Source organism: Thermopolyspora sp. NPDC052614 (assembly GCF_040678635.1).
Taxonomy (GTDB): domain Bacteria; phylum Actinomycetota; class Actinomycetes; order Streptosporangiales; family Streptosporangiaceae; genus Thermopolyspora.
Map to the genome: position 1 here is coordinate 349,749 of NZ_JBFATZ010000001.1, position 16,821 is coordinate 366,569.

Below are 16,821 nucleotides of genomic sequence, written 5' to 3' on the forward strand. Positions count from 1 at the left end.
GCCATCCGTGCCGCTCGGACCGTCTCGCCCTCCACCCGAATAGGCCGCTACGGCTTCCGCGTTACTCGCCCGCGCCCTCCCGTGAAGAGCGCAGGGCCTGTGTGATCGCCTGCGCGCCCTCGCGCAGGACCATCACGACGTCGCTGTCCTCGTCGTCGGGAACCAGGGAGGTCACCCCGACCACGGCCAGGGCGGCGATCACCATCCCTTCCGGGTCCCGGACCGGCACCCCGACCGCCCGCACGCCCTCGGACGCGCTGGACCGGATCGCCACCCCGGTCCGGCGTACCTCGGCCAGCTCGTCCTCCAGTCCCGGGAGGAAATCGCCCGGGGCGTCCCGGTACCGGAGGTTGAACGACTCCTTCTGGAACGCGCGGAAGATGATGTCCTGCGCGGTCCCGGGCCGCAGCGTGCTGCCGACCCTTATGGAGACGTGGGCGGTCCGGCTGCTGTCCTCGTGCACCTGGGCGACCACCGGCGCGCGGCCGTTCCAGATGGTGAGGACGACCGTGTGCCGGACCCGGTTGCTGACCCGCTCCATGATCGGACGGGCCAGGTTGACCACCCCGAGACGCGACAACGCCATGGTGCCGAGCTCGGCAAGCAGCGTGCCGAACTCGTATCGGTTCCGGTCCCTGCGCTGCAGGAGACCGTGGTTCTCCATCGAGGCGAGGTAGCGGTGGGCCGTCGACTTGCCGACCCCCAGCTCCTGCGCCGCCGACACGATGTCGATGCTGCCGGCCTCGCCGAGCAGCCGGAGCAGCTGCACGACCCGCGCCACCACCTGGATGTCGCCGCTGGGAATGTCCAGGCTTCTGGGTTCGCCGTGGGATGCCACTGTGCGGCGTCCCTCCTTTCGTCCCGCAGTGCGGGTCGGCCGTCCGCTAATTCGATACGCGGGACTGTAGACCAGGCCCTTCCGGGTTAGTCAAGGTTTCAGCCGCATTTCCAGCGTGCAAAGTTTCCGTGCACGCGGCGCTATTGACGTGGTGAATCGGAGGTGCCTACGGTGTCCCCATCCCGGTGAGCGGGACGGACATCCTGGATTACAGAACGACGCATCTCCCGGCAGGAGGCTCCCCGATGCGCATGCTCGAACGGATCCGCGACGCCGACCGGTGTCTGGTCGGCACTTGGGTGAAGATCCCGGCACTGGAGACGGTCGAGCTCCTCGCCCGCGCGGGGTTCGACTTCATCGTGATCGACATGGAGCACAGCCCGCTCAGCCTGGAGTCGGCGTACCGGGCGACCGTGGTCGCGCAGGGGCTCGGCGTGCACGTCCTGGTACGGGTGCCCGACGCGGGCGGCAGCCACCTGCAGCGCGTGCTCGACATGGGCGTCGACGGCATCCTGGTCCCGCACGTCACCGGGAGGGCCGACGCCGAGCGGGCGATCGGCGGCATGCTCTTCCCGCCGCTCGGCACCCGGGGCCTCGGCACCACCTCGCGCGCCGGCGCCTGGGGCCTGGACGTCACCGCCGACTACGTCCGGCGCGGCAACGAGGAGACCCTGCGCATCCCGCAGATCGAGGACATGGGCGCGCTGGAGGACGCCGAGGCGATCCTCGACACCCCCGGCCTCAACGCGGTGTTCGTCGGCATGGGCGACCTGACCCTCTCCACCGGCCTCCCCGCCGACGACCCCGACCTGCGCAAGCACGTCGACCGCCTGCTCGGCCTGGCCAAGGCCCGCGACCTGCCCGTCGGCACCGCGGTCCGCGACGCGGCCGCCGCCCGCGCGGCCGTCGAGCGCGGCTACTCCTACGTCATGATCAGCAACGACGCGACCATCTTCGGGACGGCTGCGGCCGAGATCCGCCGGGCCGCCGGCACCCTGCCGCTGCGCGCCGAGGGCTGAAGGCCCCTCACCTTCCGCCCTTAGCCCCTCTGACCTCCACCTTAAGCACCCAGCGTCGGTACGCGGCACGGGCCGGCCGCCTGAGCCGCGGCCCGAGCCGACCACCGGTCCGGTCACCGGAACCGGTCGCTGGGGCCGTCATCCAAGGAGACAACCCATGCCCTACGATCCGAGCGACGCGCGCTCCAAGCTGCCGGGATCGAGCGCCACCGTCACCAAGCCCGGCCCGGTCGCGGACGCCGAGCACGTCAAGTTCTACGCGCTGCCCCCCTCCGTCACCGACGGCGAGAGCCGTACCTGGTACGGCCGCAGCCAGCACCTGATCATCGGCTACACGGCGCTGGCCGGCGAGACCGGCTTCGCCCTGCCGGGCAAGGTCGGCGAGTACGCCGACGAGTGCGCGGTGCTGCTGCCGGACGACACCGTCACCGCGCGGATCACGCTGGGGGAGGAGACCACCGAGATCGCCGGGAAGACCCTCACCTTCGTGCCGCCGGAGGAGGGCACGGTCCGGCTCAGCGGCCACGGCCGCGTCGTCACGCTCTTCACCGTGCGCAGCGCGCCCCCGTCGGTCCGCGCGGCCAACGAGGCCTCCTACCGGGAGCCCCACCCGCACGTCGCGCCCCTGGTCGCCTGGCCGGACCCGGTCGGCGGCTTCCGCCTGCGCACCTACGACCTGACCGTGCCCGCCCTCGCCGAGCCGCCGTTCCGGCTCTTCCGCTCCTCGACCTTCATGGTCAACTACATCGACCCGCGTACCGGGCCGCGCGACACCACCCGCATGTCGCCGCACACCCACGCCGACTTCGAGCAGTGCTCCCTCGTCCTGGAGGGCGAGTACATCCACCACCTGCGCTGGCCGTGGACGACCGACCTGAGCGAGTGGCGCGAGGACCAGCACGAGCGGTGCGACAGCCCCTCCCTGACCGTGATCCCGCCCCCGGCGCTGCACACCAGCCAGGCGATCGCGCCGGGCACCAACCACCTGATCGACATCTTCTCCCCGCCCAGGCTCGACTTCTCGAAGATGGACGGCTGGGTGCTGAACGCCGACGAGTACCCGATGCCGCCGGAGGCCGACCAGTGAGCGGGCGGGCCACGAGGCTCGAACGCTTCGAGGTGGCCGACCTCGACGCCGCCCAGCGGAAGATCTACGACCGGATCGTGGGCGGCCGGCGCGTCGGCAAGCCCCAGCCGTACCCGCTCGTGGACGAGCGCGGACGGCTGGAGGGCCCCACCAACGCCTGGCTGCTCAGCCCGCCGGTCGGCGAGGCGTTCGAGTTGCTCGGCGCGGCCATCAGGTTCGACTTGTCGATCAGTCACCGGATCCGCGAGATCGTGACCTTCCTGGTCGCCGCCCACCGCGACAGCCCGTACGAGAAGTACGCCCACCGGCTCACCGCCCCCCTGGCGGGGATGACCGCCGAGGAGATCGAGGAGCTGTGCGCGGGCCGCGACCCGGGCCTCACCGACGAGAGCGAACGCGTCGCGTTCGAGGTCGCCCGGACCCTGATCGAATCGGGCGACCTGGACGACGCGACCTATGAGCGGGCCGTCGCCCTGCTCGGGGCGCGGGGACTGTTCGAGATCACCGTGCTCATCGGCTACTACGAGATGACCGCCACGCAGCTCGCCGTCTTCGGCGTCCTGCCGCCCGACAACGCCGGCTGAACCCGGCTGAACCCGGCTGAACCCGGCTGAACCCGGCTGAACGCGGACGCCGACCGCATTCGCCGACCGCGGACGCCGACCGCAGACGCTGAACGCAGAAAACCGTACGAAGGAGTTTCATGTCCGCATCCCCGCCGGAGACCCGAACGGTCGCCATCATCGGCGGCGGCTTCGGCGGCATCGCCGCCGCCGTCAAGCTGCGGAAGGCCGGGATCTCCAACTTCACCGTCTTCGAACGGTCGCCGGGTCCGGGGGGCACCTGGTGGGACAACCGCTACCCCGGTTGCGAGGTGGACATCCCCTCCCACGCCTATTCCTTCTCCTTCGCCCCCCACGACTGGCCCCGCACCCACGCCACCCAGCCGGAGCTCCAGCAGTACGCCGAGTCCGTGCTCGACCGCTTCCACCTGCGCCCCCACTTCCGGTTCGGCGTCGGCGTGGAGTCGGTCACCTGGGACCACGAGGCCGGGTCCTACCTGGTGCGGACCGACGACGGCGTCGAACGCCGCTTCCGCTTCGTCATCAGCGCCGTCGGCCTGCTGAACGTCCCGAACTACCCGTCCTGGCCCGGCCTGGACGACTTCGAGGGACCGTGCTTCCACACCTCGCGCTGGGACGAGAAGGTGGATCTGACCGGCAAGCGCGTCGCGATCGTCGGCACCGGCTCCACCGCCGTGCAGGTCGTGCCCGCGATCGCGCCGCACGTCGAGCGGCTCCAGGTGTTCCAGCGCGAGCCCGGGTGGGTGGAGCCGAAGGGCGAACGCGACTTCACCCCCGCCGAGCGGGCGCGCTTCCGGCGCTACCCGCTGCTGCGCAGGCTCTACCGGCTCAGGCTGTTCCTCGGCTCGGCCCGCCGCTTCAAGGCGTATGACCTGAAGGGACGCGAGCAGCAACGGATGCGCGAGCTGTGCCTGCGCTACATCGCCGACACCATCAAGGATCCGGCGACCCGTCAGGCGGTGACCCCGTCGTACCCGTGGGGATGCAAACGCCCGATCTATGCGAGCAACTACTATCCCGCCCTGAACCGCCCGAACGTCGAGCTGGTCCCGCACGCGGTCAAGGAGGTCACCCCCAAGGGCGTGGTCGACGTGCGCGGCGTCGAGCACGAGGCCGACGTCCTCATCCTGAGCACCGGGTTCCAGCCGACCCGGTTCCTGTCCCAGTTCACCGTGATCGGGCGCAACGGGAAGAGCATCCAGGACTACTGGGGCGACCGGCCGCGCGCCCTGCTCGGCACCACCGTCCCCGGCTTCCCCAACTTCTTCATCCTGTACGGCCCGAACACCAACGGCGGTTTCTCCATCATCGCCCAGCTCGAACGCCAGGCGGAGATCGCGGTGCGGGCCATCCGCACGGTGCTGCGCAAGCGCGCCAAGCTGGTCGACACCCACCCCCGCGCGCTGGAGCGGCACGTGCGCTGGCTGGACCGCCAGCTCGCCGCGCACGCCTCGGCGATGGACTCGGGCTGCCACAACTACTACCACTCGCCGTCCGGGGCGAACGTCACCCAGTGGCCGCGTACCCACTTCGTCTACTACCTGATGTGCCGTACGCTGCCGCGATTCGCGCTCGTCTACCGCAACCGATGACCCCCATGCCGTCCGAGGAGAATGCCGTGAGCAGGAGATTCGAGAACGCGGTCGCCGTGGTGACCGGCGCGGGATCGGGCATCGGCGCGGCCACCGCCACCCGGCTGTCGCACGAGGGCGCGTCGGTCGTCCTGGTCGACGTCGCCGAGGACGCCGCGCGGGCCGTCGCCGAGAAGCTGCCCGGCCCCGCGCTCGCGGTCCGCGCCGACGTGTCCAGCGAGGAGGACACCGAGGCCTACCTCGCCGCGGCCGTGGAGCGGTTCGGCCGCATCGACCTGCACCATTTGAACGCGGGCATCGTCGGCACCTTCGACCGCCTACCCGACATCACCCTTGCGGACTTCGATCGCGTCGTCGCCGTCAACCTGCGCGGCACGTTCCTCGGCGTCCGGGGTGCTTTCCGGCAGTACGCCCGGCAGGGGAGCGGCGGCGCCATCGTGATCACCGCGTCCATCGCCTCCCTGCGCGGCAGCCACGATCTGCTGCCGTACGAGTCGTCCAAACACGGCGTGCTCGGCGTCATGCGCGGCGCGGCCATGTACGGCGGGCCGCAGGGCGTGCGGGTGAACGCGGTCGCGCCGGGCCTGGTGCCGACCGGGCTGTTCAGCGGATCGGGCGGCGTCGCGGGCGCGGGGGGCGACATCCTGCGGCGCGGGACCACCGTGCCGCAGCGGCGCACCGGGACCCCCGACGAGGTCGCCGCGGCCGTCGCCTTCCTGCTCAGCGACGACGCCTCGTACGTGAACGGGGAGGTGCTGTCGGTGGACGGCGGCTCCGCCTGGGTGAACACCGTACGGCCCGGGGGTGGCGCGGGCGCGTGGGATCCGACGCCCGTTGACGAGGCCGCCCAGGTGATTCCGAACAGCGGCGCTTCGTCCTGAGAGTCCGATAGGGCCGGGACGTAAGCGTCGCCGGTCACTCTTCGCCGGGCGCGGCCACGGGGGAGTCCGGTGCGGGTTCGGACGAGGAGACCGCCGGGCGGCCGTTCTGCGCGCCGAGAGGCGTGGCGGAGAGTCCCGTGGTGGGGCCGGCCACCTGGTGGCCGTTGTGCGGGGCGGGGTCGGGCCCGGACGCGGATTCGATGTGGGGCTCGACGTGGGGCTCGATGTGGGGTTCGGCCGTGGGCTCGACGGCGGGCTTCGCCAGGGGCTCGGTCGCGGGCCGCGGCGGGGGGACGGCGGACGAGGGGACGGGGTCCAGCAGGTAGCTCGCGGCCTGGCGGGCGTCCTCGATGCTCTCCTGGAGCTGGCGTTCGACCTCGTCGATCTCGATGCCGAGTTCCCGGGTCCCCGGGCGGGCCAGGTGGTCATCGACGAGCTCGGCGCGGAGCTTCTCGAAGCGGGGGGTGTGCTCGCGCAGCCGCTCCACGTTGCGGTAGACCTCAAGATGCCGGTCGGCGCGGCGTACCTTCTCGGCGTAGTCCTCCAGCGCCTCGACGCGGGCGGTGAGGGAGGCGTAGGAGGTGCGCAGCGTCTCGTCGTAGGGGCGGTAGGCCTCGGCGAACTCCTCCGGGATGTCCTTGCCGACGATCGCGGTGTAGTCGGCGGCGACCTCGGTCAGCTCGGCGAGGCGGCGGGCGATCTGCCAGGTCTCGTCGCGCAGCCGGATGGAGTTGAGCGTGCCGTCCATCATGCCCCTGCGGTTGATCTGCGACATCAGGACGGCGTCGGCGGCGTCCTGGGCGCGTCGTAACAGCGGAGCGGTCCAGGCGTCGAGATCCTCGGGGAGCACGAAGCTGTTCGGGTGCTCGTAGGCGTAGCGCAGGCAGCGGTTCACCTTCACCTGGGACAGGCTCGGCAGCAGCTCGGCCGCCGAGCCGAGGGCGAAGAAGCCGCCCGCGAAGATCAGCCCGATGGTGAGCGCGCGGGCGATGTCGTCCAGGTTGACGCCGTCGCCTCCGTCGACGGCCACCACCGGCAGGATGAGCAGGCTGGTGACGATCATGAGCAGCCCCGCAGTACGGGCGAGCAGGGGCATGCGCATCGGCCAGAAGGGGCGCGGCTTCCATCCCGAGCGGACCATGCGCAGCAGATGCGGGTGGGTGCGCATGAGCTGGGCCATCGGTTCGGGCAGCGCCGGATCGAGCGCCAGCCGGGGGAGTTGGTTAGCGTGCACCTGACCTCCCAGTCCCACGCCGTTCACTTGTCGCCATACACCGACCTATAGGCTCATATAAGTGAGCAACGAACTACAGCGGTGGATAGTTCTTCAAGGTGCGGTCAACGTACGTGATCTGGGTGGACTTCCCACGGTTGACGGCCAATTAACGCGATTCGGGCGAATACTCCGGGCGGACAACCTGCAGGGGCTGACCGGCGACGACGTCAAGCGCCTCGTCGGCGAGTTGAAGCTTCGCAATGTGGTCGATCTCCGTTCCTACCCGGAGGTGGAGCTGGAGGGGCCGGGCCCGCTCGCCAGGGTCGGCGAGGTCACCCTGCACCACCACACCCTGTTCGCCGAGGGCGGCAGGTTCACCGATGTCGAGGCCGACACCGGCCCGGCCATCGACGGGGAGCGCGTGTTGCCCTGGCGCGGTGAGCGCAGCGAGGAGGACCTCGCCGAGCTGCGGGTCACCGGCTACTACTACGCCTACCTGCGCGACCGGCCCGACTCGGTGATCGCCGCCCTGCGGGTCCTCGCCCGCCCCGACGGCGCGGCGATCGTGCACTGCGCCGCGGGCAAGGACCGTACGGGGGTGCTGTCGGCGCTCGCCCTGGAGGTGGCCGGCGTCACCCGCGAGGCGATCATCGCCGACTACGTCGCCACCGGCGAGCGCCTGGAACAGATCCTGGCCCGCCTGCGCGCCAGCGACACCTATCGGGCGGACCTGGACTCCCGTCCCGCCGACACCCACATGCCGCGACCCGAGTACATGGCCCGGTTCCTCGAATCCCTCGACACCCGATTCGGCGGGGCCACGGGCTGGCTCACCGCCCACGGCTGGACCGAGGAGGACCACCGCGCCCTCCGCTCCCGCCTGCTCGACTGACCCGGTCGCCTAACCCGGTCGCCTAACCCGGTCGACTATCCCGGTCGCCGTCCGCCTCGCCGTGCGATGGACGGCCATACCCGAGTGCTGCGGCACGCGCGCCTGCCCGGCCGGGGTGCGACCGGAGGGGCAGGCCGGGTACGTGATGCCGGGTACGAGATGCGGCGGGTGGCCGGTCGGGTCAGGTGTCGCGTTCGTCGCGCTCGGCCAGGAAGCGCTCGAACTGGGCGGCGAGCTCGTCGCCGGTGGGCATCGGGATGTTCTCGGCCATGAGGTTCTCGCGCTGGGCGCCCGTGGTGAAGGCGTCGTACTGCTGTTCGAGTCCCTTGATCGCGGTGGAGAGCTCCTCGGAGGCCTCGATCTGCTCCTGGATCTCGGCGGTGGTGGTGTCGGCGGCGGCGCGCAGCTCGTCCATGGGGAAGATCAGGCCGGTGCTGAGGCTGATGGCGTCCAGCGCGGTGACGGCGGCCTGCGGGTACTCGGCCTGGGCGAGGTAGTGGGGGACATGGACGGAGTAGCCGACGGCGTCGTAGCCCGCCAAGCCGAGGCGGTACTCGATGAGGGAGGCGATGCTTGCGGGGACCTGGACGCGGCCGAACGGGCTGACGCCGGGACCCGCCACGTCCTTCAGCAGCTCGGGCTTGCTGCCGTGCGGGGTGAGGCCGAGCGGGCGGGTGTGCGGGACGGCCATCGGGATGCCGTGCGCCGTCACCAGGCGGGCGACGCCCAGGCGGTCGGCGACGGAGCGCACCGCCTTGGCGAACAGCTCCCACTCCCGGTCCGGCTCCGGGCCGGTCAGCACCAGGAACGGCGTGCCCTCCAGGTCGTGGACGAGGTGCAGGACGATCCTGGGTTCGTCGCAGTCCACCCATCGGTCGGTATCGAAGATCATGATCGGCCGCCGGGAACGATAGTCGAGCAGGCGGTCGTGGTCGAATGTCACGATGACCCGGTGCTCCAGCTTGTTGAGCAGGTGGGCCATGGCGAGGCGACCCGTTGCGCCGGCGTCTACAAAACCCTCGAAGTGGTAGAGCAGCACCGGATCGCTCAGCTCGGGAACATCCCCATCGAGCCGGTAAAGATCCGTCGGGTCGAACACCTTGGTTCCTTCCTACCTTCTTCAGGCAAACTGCTTTGTCGTGCAGCTTAGAGTGGTCAGGCTTGAGCGGTTGAGCTTGGGGGGTCCGCCTGTCTCTCCCGGGTGAACCTGTGGCGGCCCTGAGGAATTCCTTAACCCTATCGGTGTCCGGCCGGTGGCAGCATGGAAGAGTGCAGTCGGATCCGGAGTTCGGGCGGTTGACGGTCACGGTGACCAACCCGGTGACCAACCCGGTGACCAACCCGGTGGCCAGCCCGATGATCAGCCCGGTGACCGACCCGGCATGCCACCCCACGGGTGGTGTTTTGGCCATGAAGCCGGTCAACGGTCATTATTAGCTGATGGCAGTCACGTCTGGGTACGAATCCTTTTCGACGCCTGTCCCCGCCCTGCCCTGTCCCTTCCCCAGCGAGCTGAATCCGCACGTCGAGGAGGCCGAACGCGACAGCTTCGCCTGGCTCTGCGCGTCCGGCATGCTTCCCGACGCCGCGACGGTGGAGCGGTACCGGCGTGCACGGTACGGGCGGCTCGCGGCCCGCGCCTATCCGCGGGCGGATCCGGACATGCTCCGCCTCGTCATGGACTGGTGCACCTGGCTGTTCGCCTTCGACGACTGCTTCTGCGAGTCCGAGCGCCTCAGCCGCAGCCCCGGCCTCATCGTGCGCGCGCTGCCCGATCTGCTGCGCGTGCTCGACGACCCGCGACCTCCGGAACAGGTCCGCACCCCCTTCGCCCGCATGCTGCTCGAACTCAAGGGCCGCATCGCCGCGAGCGCCCGCCCCGAGCAGGTCGATCGCTGGTGCACCGCCACCCGGGACTACGTCTTCGCCCAGGTGTGGGAGGCGGCCAACCGCGAGGCCGACGTCATCCCCACTCCCGAGGACTACATCTTCATGCGCCGCCGTACGGGGGCGATGGGGCCGGTGCTCTCGCTGATCGACGTCGCCGGACGCTTCCACCTCACCCCCGAGCAGTGGCTGCATCCGCAGGTGCGCGAACTCACCCAGCTCTGCAGCGACCTGGTGGTGTGGGACAACGACATCTTCTCCTACGCCAAGGAGCGGCGGCACGATCACGCCCGGCACAACCTGATCACCGTTCTGATGACGCATCGGGACCGCTCCGTACGCGAGGCGGTTGACGAGGTCGCGCTCATGCACAACCGCGCCATCGCCCGCATGGTCGAGCTCGACGCCGCCGTACGCGCCTGGGCCCCGCCCGGCGTGCTCACCTACGTGCGCGGCCTTGAGCACTGGGTGAGCGGCCACATCACCTACTCCCTCACCAGCTCCCGCTACACGTCGCTCCCCTAAAGGCTCCCGTGACGGATCCAGTGACGCGGACAGGGTGGGGGCCGCGTTCAGAGGCGGGCGTGGCGGCCGGTGGGGTGCGGCGGGAGGTCGTCGATGGCGAAGGCGATCGCCTCGTCGAGGTTCATGCGGGCGCCGTCGTCGAAGGCCCTCTGGTACGCGTCCTCGCCCAGGGACTTCTGGCACTCCTTGACGCAGCGGTCGTGGTCGTTGGAGAGGATGGGCGCGCCGAGCTGGGGGAGGCCGCCGAAGCGGCGCCAGTTCGCCTCGCTCGCGCCGAGGAGGATGGCGGCGCGCTCGGCGCGGGACTCGTCCATCGCGAGGGCGGCGAGCGTGTTCATGGCGATCAGGACGCCGAGGACGTCGTGCAGCAGGCGCTTGATGCGCAGCGAGTCCTTGGCGTTGGCCACGGCCTCCTCGATGCGGCCCGCGGCCCGCTGGGTGAGCGCGGTGGCCCAGGCCGCGTACGAGCGCAGCCACAGCTCGCCGCGCTCCAGGCACAGCCGCCGGCAGTCGTTCAGCAGTTCCTCGGAGTCGGCGTGGCGGCCCTGGTAGTTGAGCACCATGGACTGCTCGACGATCGCGGGCAGCAGGCCGGGGTTGAGCTCCCTGGGGCCCTGGTGCAGCTCGATCGCCACGCCGAGGTAGGCCTGCGCCTTGGTCAGGTCGCCCTGGAGCAGCGCCGCCGTGCCGAGCATCTTGGTGGCCAGGATGACCGCGCTGTGGTCGCCGACGAGCAGCGCCTCGGTCTTGCAGCGCTCGGCCGCCTCGATCGCGCCGGGCACGTCCCCCTGGGCGCTGAGCACGTAGGAGAGCACCCACAGGGCCTTGCACTTCTCCGGGCTCGGCTGCTTGGCGGCGGCGATGGCGCGGTCGAGCAGCACCCGTCCCTCGCGGGCGAAGCCGCAGGCCGCCCACATGAACCACAGCGACGAGATCATGCGCAGTCCGTCGCGTACGGCCTCGGGGTCCGGCCCGGCGAGGCAGTAGTCGAGCGCGGCGCGGATGTTGTCGCGCTCTTGGCGCAGCCGCAGGAACCACTCCACCTGTGCCGAGCCGGACCAGGCCCGCTCGGCCTCCTCGGCCAGCCGTAGGTAGTAGCCGCGCAGCCGTTTGCGGGTCGCCTCGGCCTCGCCGAGCTCGGTCAGCCACTCCAGGCCGTACTCGCGCAGGGTGTCGATCAGCCGGTACCGGACGCCCGCCGTCTCGGTGACGCTGAGCAGGATGGACTTCTCCACCAGCCCGGCGACCAGCTCCATCACCCGGTCCCCGGGGAGCCCCTCGCCCGCGCAGACGTTGCGGACGGCGTCGAGGTCGAAGTCGCCCGCGAACAGCGATAGCCGGGCCCAGAGCAGGCGCTCGCCCGGCTCGCACAGCTCGTGGCTCCAGCCGATCGCCGCGCGCAGCGTGCGGTGCCGGGGCAACGCCGTACGGCTCGCGCCCGTGAGCAGGCTGAACCGGTCGGTGAGCAGCGCGAGCATCTGCCGCGGCGACAGCGTGCGCAGCCGCACGGCGGCCAGCTCGATGGCGAGCGGGATGCCGTCGAGGCGGCGGCACAGCTCGGAGACGACCTCGATGTTGTCGTCGTCGATCACGAAGTCGGGCGCGGCGGCCGACGCCCGTTCGGCGAACAGCCGTACCGACTCGTTGTCGTAGGGGCTCTCGGCGGGGTCGTCGCCGGGCAGCGCCAGCGGCGGCACGGGCACGGTGTGCTCGCCCGGCACGCCCAGCGACTGCCGGCTGGTCACCAGCATGCGCAGCCTGCCGCACCGGCGCAGCAGCGACTCGGTGAGCTCCGCGCACCCTTCGATGAGGTGCTCGCAGGCGTCGAGCACGAGCAGCGCGCGGCGTTCGAGGGCCCAGTCGGCGAGCATCTCGGTCTCGGGGCGGGAGGGGTCGGCCAGGCCGAGGGCCGCGGCCACCGCCTGCGGGACCATCGTCGGATCGCGCAGCCGGGCCAGGTCGACGAACCACACCCCGTCGGGGTACAGGTGCCGTACGGTGTGGGCGACGCGCAACGTCGTCCTCGACTTGCCCACGCCGCCGATGCCGGTCACCGTCACCAGACGATGCTCGGCGAGTCGGCGCTTGATCGTCGCCAGGAGCCGCGCCCGGCCCACGAAGCCGGTCAGCTCCATGGGCAGGTTGCCGTCCTGCCGCCATCCTGTCGGCGTTCCCATGACCGCCCCCGGGGGTTGCGTCTGGCGTTTACATGGTCGCTCCCTGCAATCGCATCGTACTCGCGTGCGGCCGAAAGCGGTCCTATGCCGGGCAGCCGGGTGGATTCTCTGCTATCTCCCTGATGCCGGTTTCCTAGCCCGAGGAGTGGTTCATTCCTGCGAGCCGGGCCCGCCGTTCGGTATTCTGGGGGGCGTGACAGTCAACGGGCCGGACGAGCTGCGTCCGGTGGATCTCAGCAGTGATGACGACCTCGGTTGGGACGACGAGACCGAGGACGACATCGCGCGCCTGCTGGAGGAGCGTCCGCCACACTGGATCGCGTGAAAAGTGCATTTCACGCTTTTTGCATAGTTATCGGCATATCACCAGTTAAGCGGCCTCCTTCCTGGCATGCCCGCGTGGTCGTGAAGTCAAAAGGGCCGGCACCGTCGATTCGACCGGTGCCGGCCCCTCGCTTCTCCTGATCGTTTCAGTGATCACACCCCGATCAGGAGATGACGTCCTTACGCCGGAAGCGGCGGAAGGCGAAGGCGATGAGGATCGCCGCGTACGTCACCGAGACCGAGGCGCCCTTGATCATGCCGCTCCAGTCCATGTCGAGGGCGAGGGCGTCCAGCCAGGCGGTGTTCCAGAAGGTGGGGAGGAACTCGCGCAGGGAGCCGAGGGCGTCGACGGCCTGAATGATGTTGCTGACGATGACGAGGCCGACCGCGCCGCCGACCGCCCCGAGCGGCGAGTCGGTGCTGACCGAGAGCAGGAACGCCAGGGCGGCGACGACGAGCTGGCTGACCAGGGCGTAGGCGATCACGATGCCGAAGCGGGGGAGCACGGTGAGGGCCGGGATCGTCTCGCCCGTGCCCGGGATCGTGATGTCGTTCCAGCCGAACGCGATCGTGCCCGCCAGCAGCGCCATCAGCGGAAGGCAGATCACGCCCGCGGCCGAGAAGCCGAGGGCCACGATCAGCTTCTGCCGCAGCAGGCGGTCGCGGGGCACCGGCGCGGCGAGCAGGTAGCGCAGCGACGACCAGCTCGCCTCGCTGGCGACGGTGTCGCCGCAGAACAGGGCCACGGCCACGACCAGCAGGAAGCTCGCCGAGGCCGACAGCGCGAAGGCGGCGAAGTTCAGCCCGCTCGCCGTGGCGAGGTCGGACAGGCGCAGGCCGCCCTGCCCCCGCCCGGCCGGGCCGAACTCGAAGGCGATCACCAGGATCCACGGCAGCGCGAGCAGCAGGCCGAACATCACCGTCGTGCGCCGCCGCCGAAGCTGCCGGATGATCTCCACCCGCAGCGGCAGCGTGCGCCCCGCGGCGTAGTCCGCCGTGCCGCCGGCGCCGTCCGCCGAAACTCTGCCCGCAGGGGCGGGGTCGTTCGCGGGGTCGTTCGTTGGGCCGTTCACAACGCCGTTCATGGAACCGATTCCGATGCCCGCCGAGGGCGTCTGCCCGTTCATGCCCTCTCCCCGATCAGGTCCAGGAACACGTCCTCAAGCCGCCCCTTCGTCCCGTTCGAGGCCGCCGCGCCGAGCAGCTCGCCGACCGGTCCGGCCGCCACCAGACGCCCGCGGTGCATGACGACCACGCGCGCGCAGGTCTGCTCCACCTCGGCGAGCAGGTGGCTGGAGACGATCACGGTACGGCCGGTGGCCGCGTACCGGATGAGCACGCGGCGCATCTCGGCGATCTGCGGCGGGTCCAGGCCGTTGGTGGGCTCGTCGAGCACGAGCAGGTCCGGCAGGCCGAGCATGGCCTGGGCGATGGCGAGGCGCTGCCGCATGCCCTGGGAGTAGGTGCGCACCGCGCGGTCGAGCGCCGCGCCGAGACCGGCGATCTCCAGCGCCTCCTCCAGGTGGGCGTCGGCGGCCGGGCGGCCGGTGGCCTGCCAGTACAGCTCCAGGTTGGCCCGGCCGGACAAATGCGGCAAAAAGCCCGGCCCCTCCACGAACGACCCCAGCCGCGACAGCACCGGCGCGCCGGGCGTGACCCGGTGGCCGAAGATCCGGATCTCGCCCGCGTCCGGATGGATCAGGCCCATCAGCATGCGCAGGGTCGTGGTCTTGCCCGCGCCGTTCGGCCCGAGCAGGCCGAGCACCTGGTTGGGCTCGACGCGGAACGACAGGTCGTTCACCGCGAGCTCGCCGTTGCGGTACCGCTTGGTCAGGCCGTCGATCACGAGCGGGACCTCGCGCAGCTCCGGTTTCTCGTCGTGGAAGTCGCGGCGGCGGCGACGGCCCGCGAGCACCAGCGCGGTCGCGATCACGAGCGCGGCGAGCGGCAGCGCCCACGTCCACACGTCCGGGCCGGTGGGCGGCGTGGTCAGGCCGGGGGCGACCGGCATCGTCACCGCGGGCTCGGCGAGCCCGACCCGGTGCACCGCCGGGGACGACGGGTTCGCGTACGCCAGGTCGGTGGTGGTGATCACCAGGCGGACGCGGTGGCCGACGTCGAAGCGGTGGTCGATGGCGGGCAGGGTCACCGTCACGTCGGTCCCGGCCTCGGTCGCGGTCACCTTGATCGGCGCCACCAGGCCGTCGGGCAGCGTGGCCTGCGCGGGCGCGGTCTCGTCGTACAGCTTGGCGAACAGCGTCACCTCGCCCTCGCCGTACACCTTGATCCTGGCGGTGGGGGTGCCGGTCACGGTGAGCGGCCGGGTGAGCGGGGCCGAGGAGAACGTGGCGAACTGGCCCGGCATGTCCACCGACACGCTCAGCCCGCCCGCGCCGCCGCCGGACAGGCCGCCGAGGCCCGGCACCGACGAGATCGAGGCCGGAGAGCCGCCCGGCGGGCTCGCGACCGGCTGCTCCGGGCCGGTGAGCGGGATCGCCTGCGTGCGGGTGCCGCCGAGGCCCGAATAGCGGCCCGCGGTGGCGTGGACGAGCACGTTGCGGCGGGTGCCCGGGTCGCGCCCGCCGTCGCGGGTGACCGTGAACGCCGCGCCGGCGGGCGCCGCGTCGTCGTGCTTGAGGTGGCGGTCGAACCAGGACGTGATCTGCTCGTCCAGCCAATCGACCTCGTCATCGCCGCCGTCGTGGCCCCCGGCGTACCAGGTGACCTGGACGGGGGCGCCGGTCGCGGCGATCGCGCGGGCGTTGGCGTCGGCCTGGCTCAGCGGGAACAGCGAGTCGTGCTGCCCCTGGATGAGCAGCGTGGGCACCCGGATGCGGCCCGGCACCGAGATCGGGCTGGAGCGCCGCAGCGTCTCCACCGCCGTCGCGGTCGCCTTTCCCGTCGTCGCGACCTGCTGGTACATGTCACAGATCGCCGGGAGGAATCGCCCGCAGCGCACCTCCTGCTCGGTCGGCGGGCGTGCGGGGGCCCGCGTCCCCGACGGCTCGGGGCGGCCCGCGCCCGCCCCGGGGGCCGCGCCCGCGGCGGTGCCGCCGCCGAGGCCGCCGAGCGTCGGGGTGCCGCCGCCCCGGTTGAAGAACAGGCCGGCCCACATGCGCTTGAACACGCCGGTCTCGGGGCCCTGCCCGGTGGCGTTGGGGAACAGCGCGTCGGCCAGGTCGTGCCAGGTGATCTGCGGGACGAGCGCGTCCACCCGGTTGTCGTACGCCGCGGTCATCAGCGCGATCGCGCCGCCGTACGAGCCGCCCGCCATGCCCATGCGCGGGTCGCCCGACGCGTCGAGCAGGACCTCGGGCCGCTTGGCCGCCCAGTCGATGAGCTGCCGGACGTCCTTGACCTCGTAGTCCGGCGAGTTCAGCGCGATCTCGCCGGTGGAGCGGCCGAAGCCGCGCGCCGACCAGGTCAGCACCGCGTACCCCTGCCGGGCCAGGTACACCGCCTGTTCGCGCACGCTCTGCTTGCTGCCGCCGAAGCCGTGGCCGAGCAGGATCAGCGGTGCGCGCCCGCCGCCGGCCGGTGGGAAGAACGTCGTGTCGAGCGCGACCCGCTGATCGTCGGCGGGTCCGTCGACGACGGTAATGGTGTGATCCTCGCCCCGCACCACCGGGTCGGAGGGCCACAGCGCCCATCCGATCCCGGCGAGGAGCACCAACGCGACCAGCACGATCACCGGCCGTCTGCCCAGCAGCCTCATGCGCCGAGCCTACTGCCGGCTGCTGAGAGATCCCTGAGACGCCGTCTCAGGGACCTCACCTTCCGGAATCCGGGGGCGGTTTGC

The 16,821-nt window shown here is 71.3% G+C and carries 15 protein-coding genes; 9 read left to right on the forward strand and 6 right to left on the reverse strand.

Translation table 11 applies throughout. The features are described from left to right. Positions 1–61: 61 nt before the first annotated feature. Complete coding sequence (locus AB0K60_RS01465; RefSeq protein WP_364047331.1) at positions 62–838, reverse strand: IclR family transcriptional regulator; 777 nt, start codon at positions 836–838, stop codon at positions 62–64. A 245-nt stretch (positions 839–1,083) separates the two neighbouring features. Here AB0K60_RS01465 and AB0K60_RS01470 point away from each other — a divergent pair, with 245 nt between their 5' ends. The 5 genes from AB0K60_RS01470 to AB0K60_RS01490 all read left to right on the forward strand — a co-directional run bounded on the left by AB0K60_RS01470 (position 1,084) and on the right by AB0K60_RS01490 (position 6,001). Continuing rightward, positions 1,084–1,857 carry an aldolase/citrate lyase family protein gene (locus tag AB0K60_RS01470; RefSeq protein WP_364047333.1) on the forward strand — a complete coding sequence of 258 codons (774 nt, stop codon included), beginning with the start codon at positions 1,084–1,086 and terminating at the stop codon, positions 1,855–1,857. A gap of 157 nt (positions 1,858–2,014) precedes the next feature. Further along, complete coding sequence (locus AB0K60_RS01475; protein ID WP_364047335.1) at positions 2,015–2,944, forward strand: hypothetical protein; 930 nt, start codon at positions 2,015–2,017, stop codon at positions 2,942–2,944. Then, on the forward strand, positions 2,941–3,528 hold the full coding sequence (locus AB0K60_RS01480; protein WP_364047337.1) for a carboxymuconolactone decarboxylase family protein: 588 nt from the start codon (positions 2,941–2,943) through the stop codon (positions 3,526–3,528). The genes AB0K60_RS01475 and AB0K60_RS01480 overlap by 4 nt, the downstream gene beginning before the upstream one ends. Before the next feature lie 119 nt (positions 3,529–3,647). Continuing rightward, positions 3,648–5,120, forward strand: a complete 1,473-nt coding sequence (locus AB0K60_RS01485) for an NAD(P)/FAD-dependent oxidoreductase (RefSeq protein WP_364047339.1) — start codon at positions 3,648–3,650, stop codon at positions 5,118–5,120. A 26-nt stretch (positions 5,121–5,146) separates the two neighbouring features. After that, a complete protein-coding gene (locus AB0K60_RS01490; RefSeq protein WP_364047341.1) occupies positions 5,147–6,001 on the forward strand; it encodes a glucose 1-dehydrogenase in 855 nt (284 codons plus the stop codon). 34 nt (positions 6,002–6,035) lie between these two features. Here the strand turns inward: AB0K60_RS01490 and AB0K60_RS01495 are convergent, their stop codons facing one another. After that, the gene (locus tag AB0K60_RS01495) at positions 6,036–7,235 is read right to left on the reverse strand and encodes a hypothetical protein (RefSeq protein WP_364047343.1); all 1,200 of its coding nucleotides are present in this window, start codon (positions 7,233–7,235) and stop codon (positions 6,036–6,038) included. A gap of 61 nt (positions 7,236–7,296) precedes the next feature. Here AB0K60_RS01495 and AB0K60_RS01500 point away from each other — a divergent pair, with 61 nt between their 5' ends. Next, positions 7,297–8,109, forward strand: a complete 813-nt coding sequence (locus AB0K60_RS01500; RefSeq protein ID WP_364047345.1) for a tyrosine-protein phosphatase — start codon at positions 7,297–7,299, stop codon at positions 8,107–8,109. 181 nt (positions 8,110–8,290) lie between these two features. Here AB0K60_RS01500 and AB0K60_RS01505 read toward each other — a convergent pair whose 3' ends face one another. After that, on the reverse strand, positions 8,291–9,208 hold the full coding sequence (locus tag AB0K60_RS01505; protein WP_364047347.1) for a PAC2 family protein: 918 nt from the start codon (positions 9,206–9,208) through the stop codon (positions 8,291–8,293). Between the two features lie 170 nt (positions 9,209–9,378). On the opposite strand from AB0K60_RS01505, the gene AB0K60_RS01510 reads away from it, so the two are divergent. Continuing rightward, positions 9,379–9,546: a hypothetical protein gene (locus AB0K60_RS01510; RefSeq protein ID WP_364047349.1), complete on the forward strand. Its 168-nt coding sequence runs from the start codon at positions 9,379–9,381 to the stop codon at positions 9,544–9,546. A gap of 3 nt (positions 9,547–9,549) precedes the next feature. Continuing rightward, a complete protein-coding gene (locus AB0K60_RS01515; protein ID WP_364047351.1) occupies positions 9,550–10,521 on the forward strand; it encodes a hypothetical protein in 972 nt (323 codons plus the stop codon). Positions 10,522–10,568: 47 nt separating this feature from the next. Here AB0K60_RS01515 and AB0K60_RS01520 read toward each other — a convergent pair whose 3' ends face one another. Further along, complete coding sequence (locus AB0K60_RS01520) at positions 10,569–12,698, reverse strand: ATPase (RefSeq protein ID WP_364047353.1); 2,130 nt, start codon at positions 12,696–12,698, stop codon at positions 10,569–10,571. A gap of 193 nt (positions 12,699–12,891) precedes the next feature. Here AB0K60_RS01520 and AB0K60_RS01525 point away from each other — a divergent pair, with 193 nt between their 5' ends. Next, complete coding sequence (locus AB0K60_RS01525; RefSeq protein ID WP_364047355.1) at positions 12,892–13,023, forward strand: hypothetical protein; 132 nt, start codon at positions 12,892–12,894, stop codon at positions 13,021–13,023. 163 nt (positions 13,024–13,186) lie between these two features. Here the strand turns inward: AB0K60_RS01525 and AB0K60_RS01530 are convergent, their stop codons facing one another. Further along, positions 13,187–14,149, reverse strand: coding sequence for an ABC transporter permease (locus tag AB0K60_RS01530; RefSeq protein WP_364047357.1), 963 nt, complete (start codon positions 14,147–14,149; stop codon positions 13,187–13,189). Then, complete coding sequence (locus AB0K60_RS01535; protein WP_364047359.1) at positions 14,146–16,737, reverse strand: alpha/beta fold hydrolase; 2,592 nt, start codon at positions 16,735–16,737, stop codon at positions 14,146–14,148. The genes AB0K60_RS01530 and AB0K60_RS01535 overlap by 4 nt, the downstream gene beginning before the upstream one ends. Between the last annotated feature and the right edge of the window lie 84 nt (positions 16,738–16,821).

Bases quoted from the DNA above. Each gene is read 5' to 3' on its own strand.
- AB0K60_RS01470 (WP_364047333.1), top strand. From the start codon at position 1,084: ATGCGCATGCTCGAACGGATCCGCGACGCCGACCGGTGTCTGGTCGGC.
- AB0K60_RS01475 (WP_364047335.1), top strand. From the start codon at position 2,015: ATGCCCTACGATCCGAGCGACGCGCGCTCCAAGCTGCCGGGATCGAGC.
- AB0K60_RS01485 (WP_364047339.1), top strand. From the start codon at position 3,648: ATGTCCGCATCCCCGCCGGAGACCCGAACGGTCGCCATCATCGGCGGC.
- AB0K60_RS01515 (WP_364047351.1), top strand. From the start codon at position 9,550: ATGGCAGTCACGTCTGGGTACGAATCCTTTTCGACGCCTGTCCCCGCC.
- AB0K60_RS01520 (WP_364047353.1), bottom strand. From the start codon at position 12,698: ATGGGAACGCCGACAGGATGGCGGCAGGACGGCAACCTGCCCATGGAG.
- AB0K60_RS01530 (WP_364047357.1), bottom strand. From the start codon at position 14,149: ATGAACGGGCAGACGCCCTCGGCGGGCATCGGAATCGGTTCCATGAAC.
- AB0K60_RS01535 (WP_364047359.1), bottom strand. From the start codon at position 16,737: ATGAGGCTGCTGGGCAGACGGCCGGTGATCGTGCTGGTCGCGTTGGTG.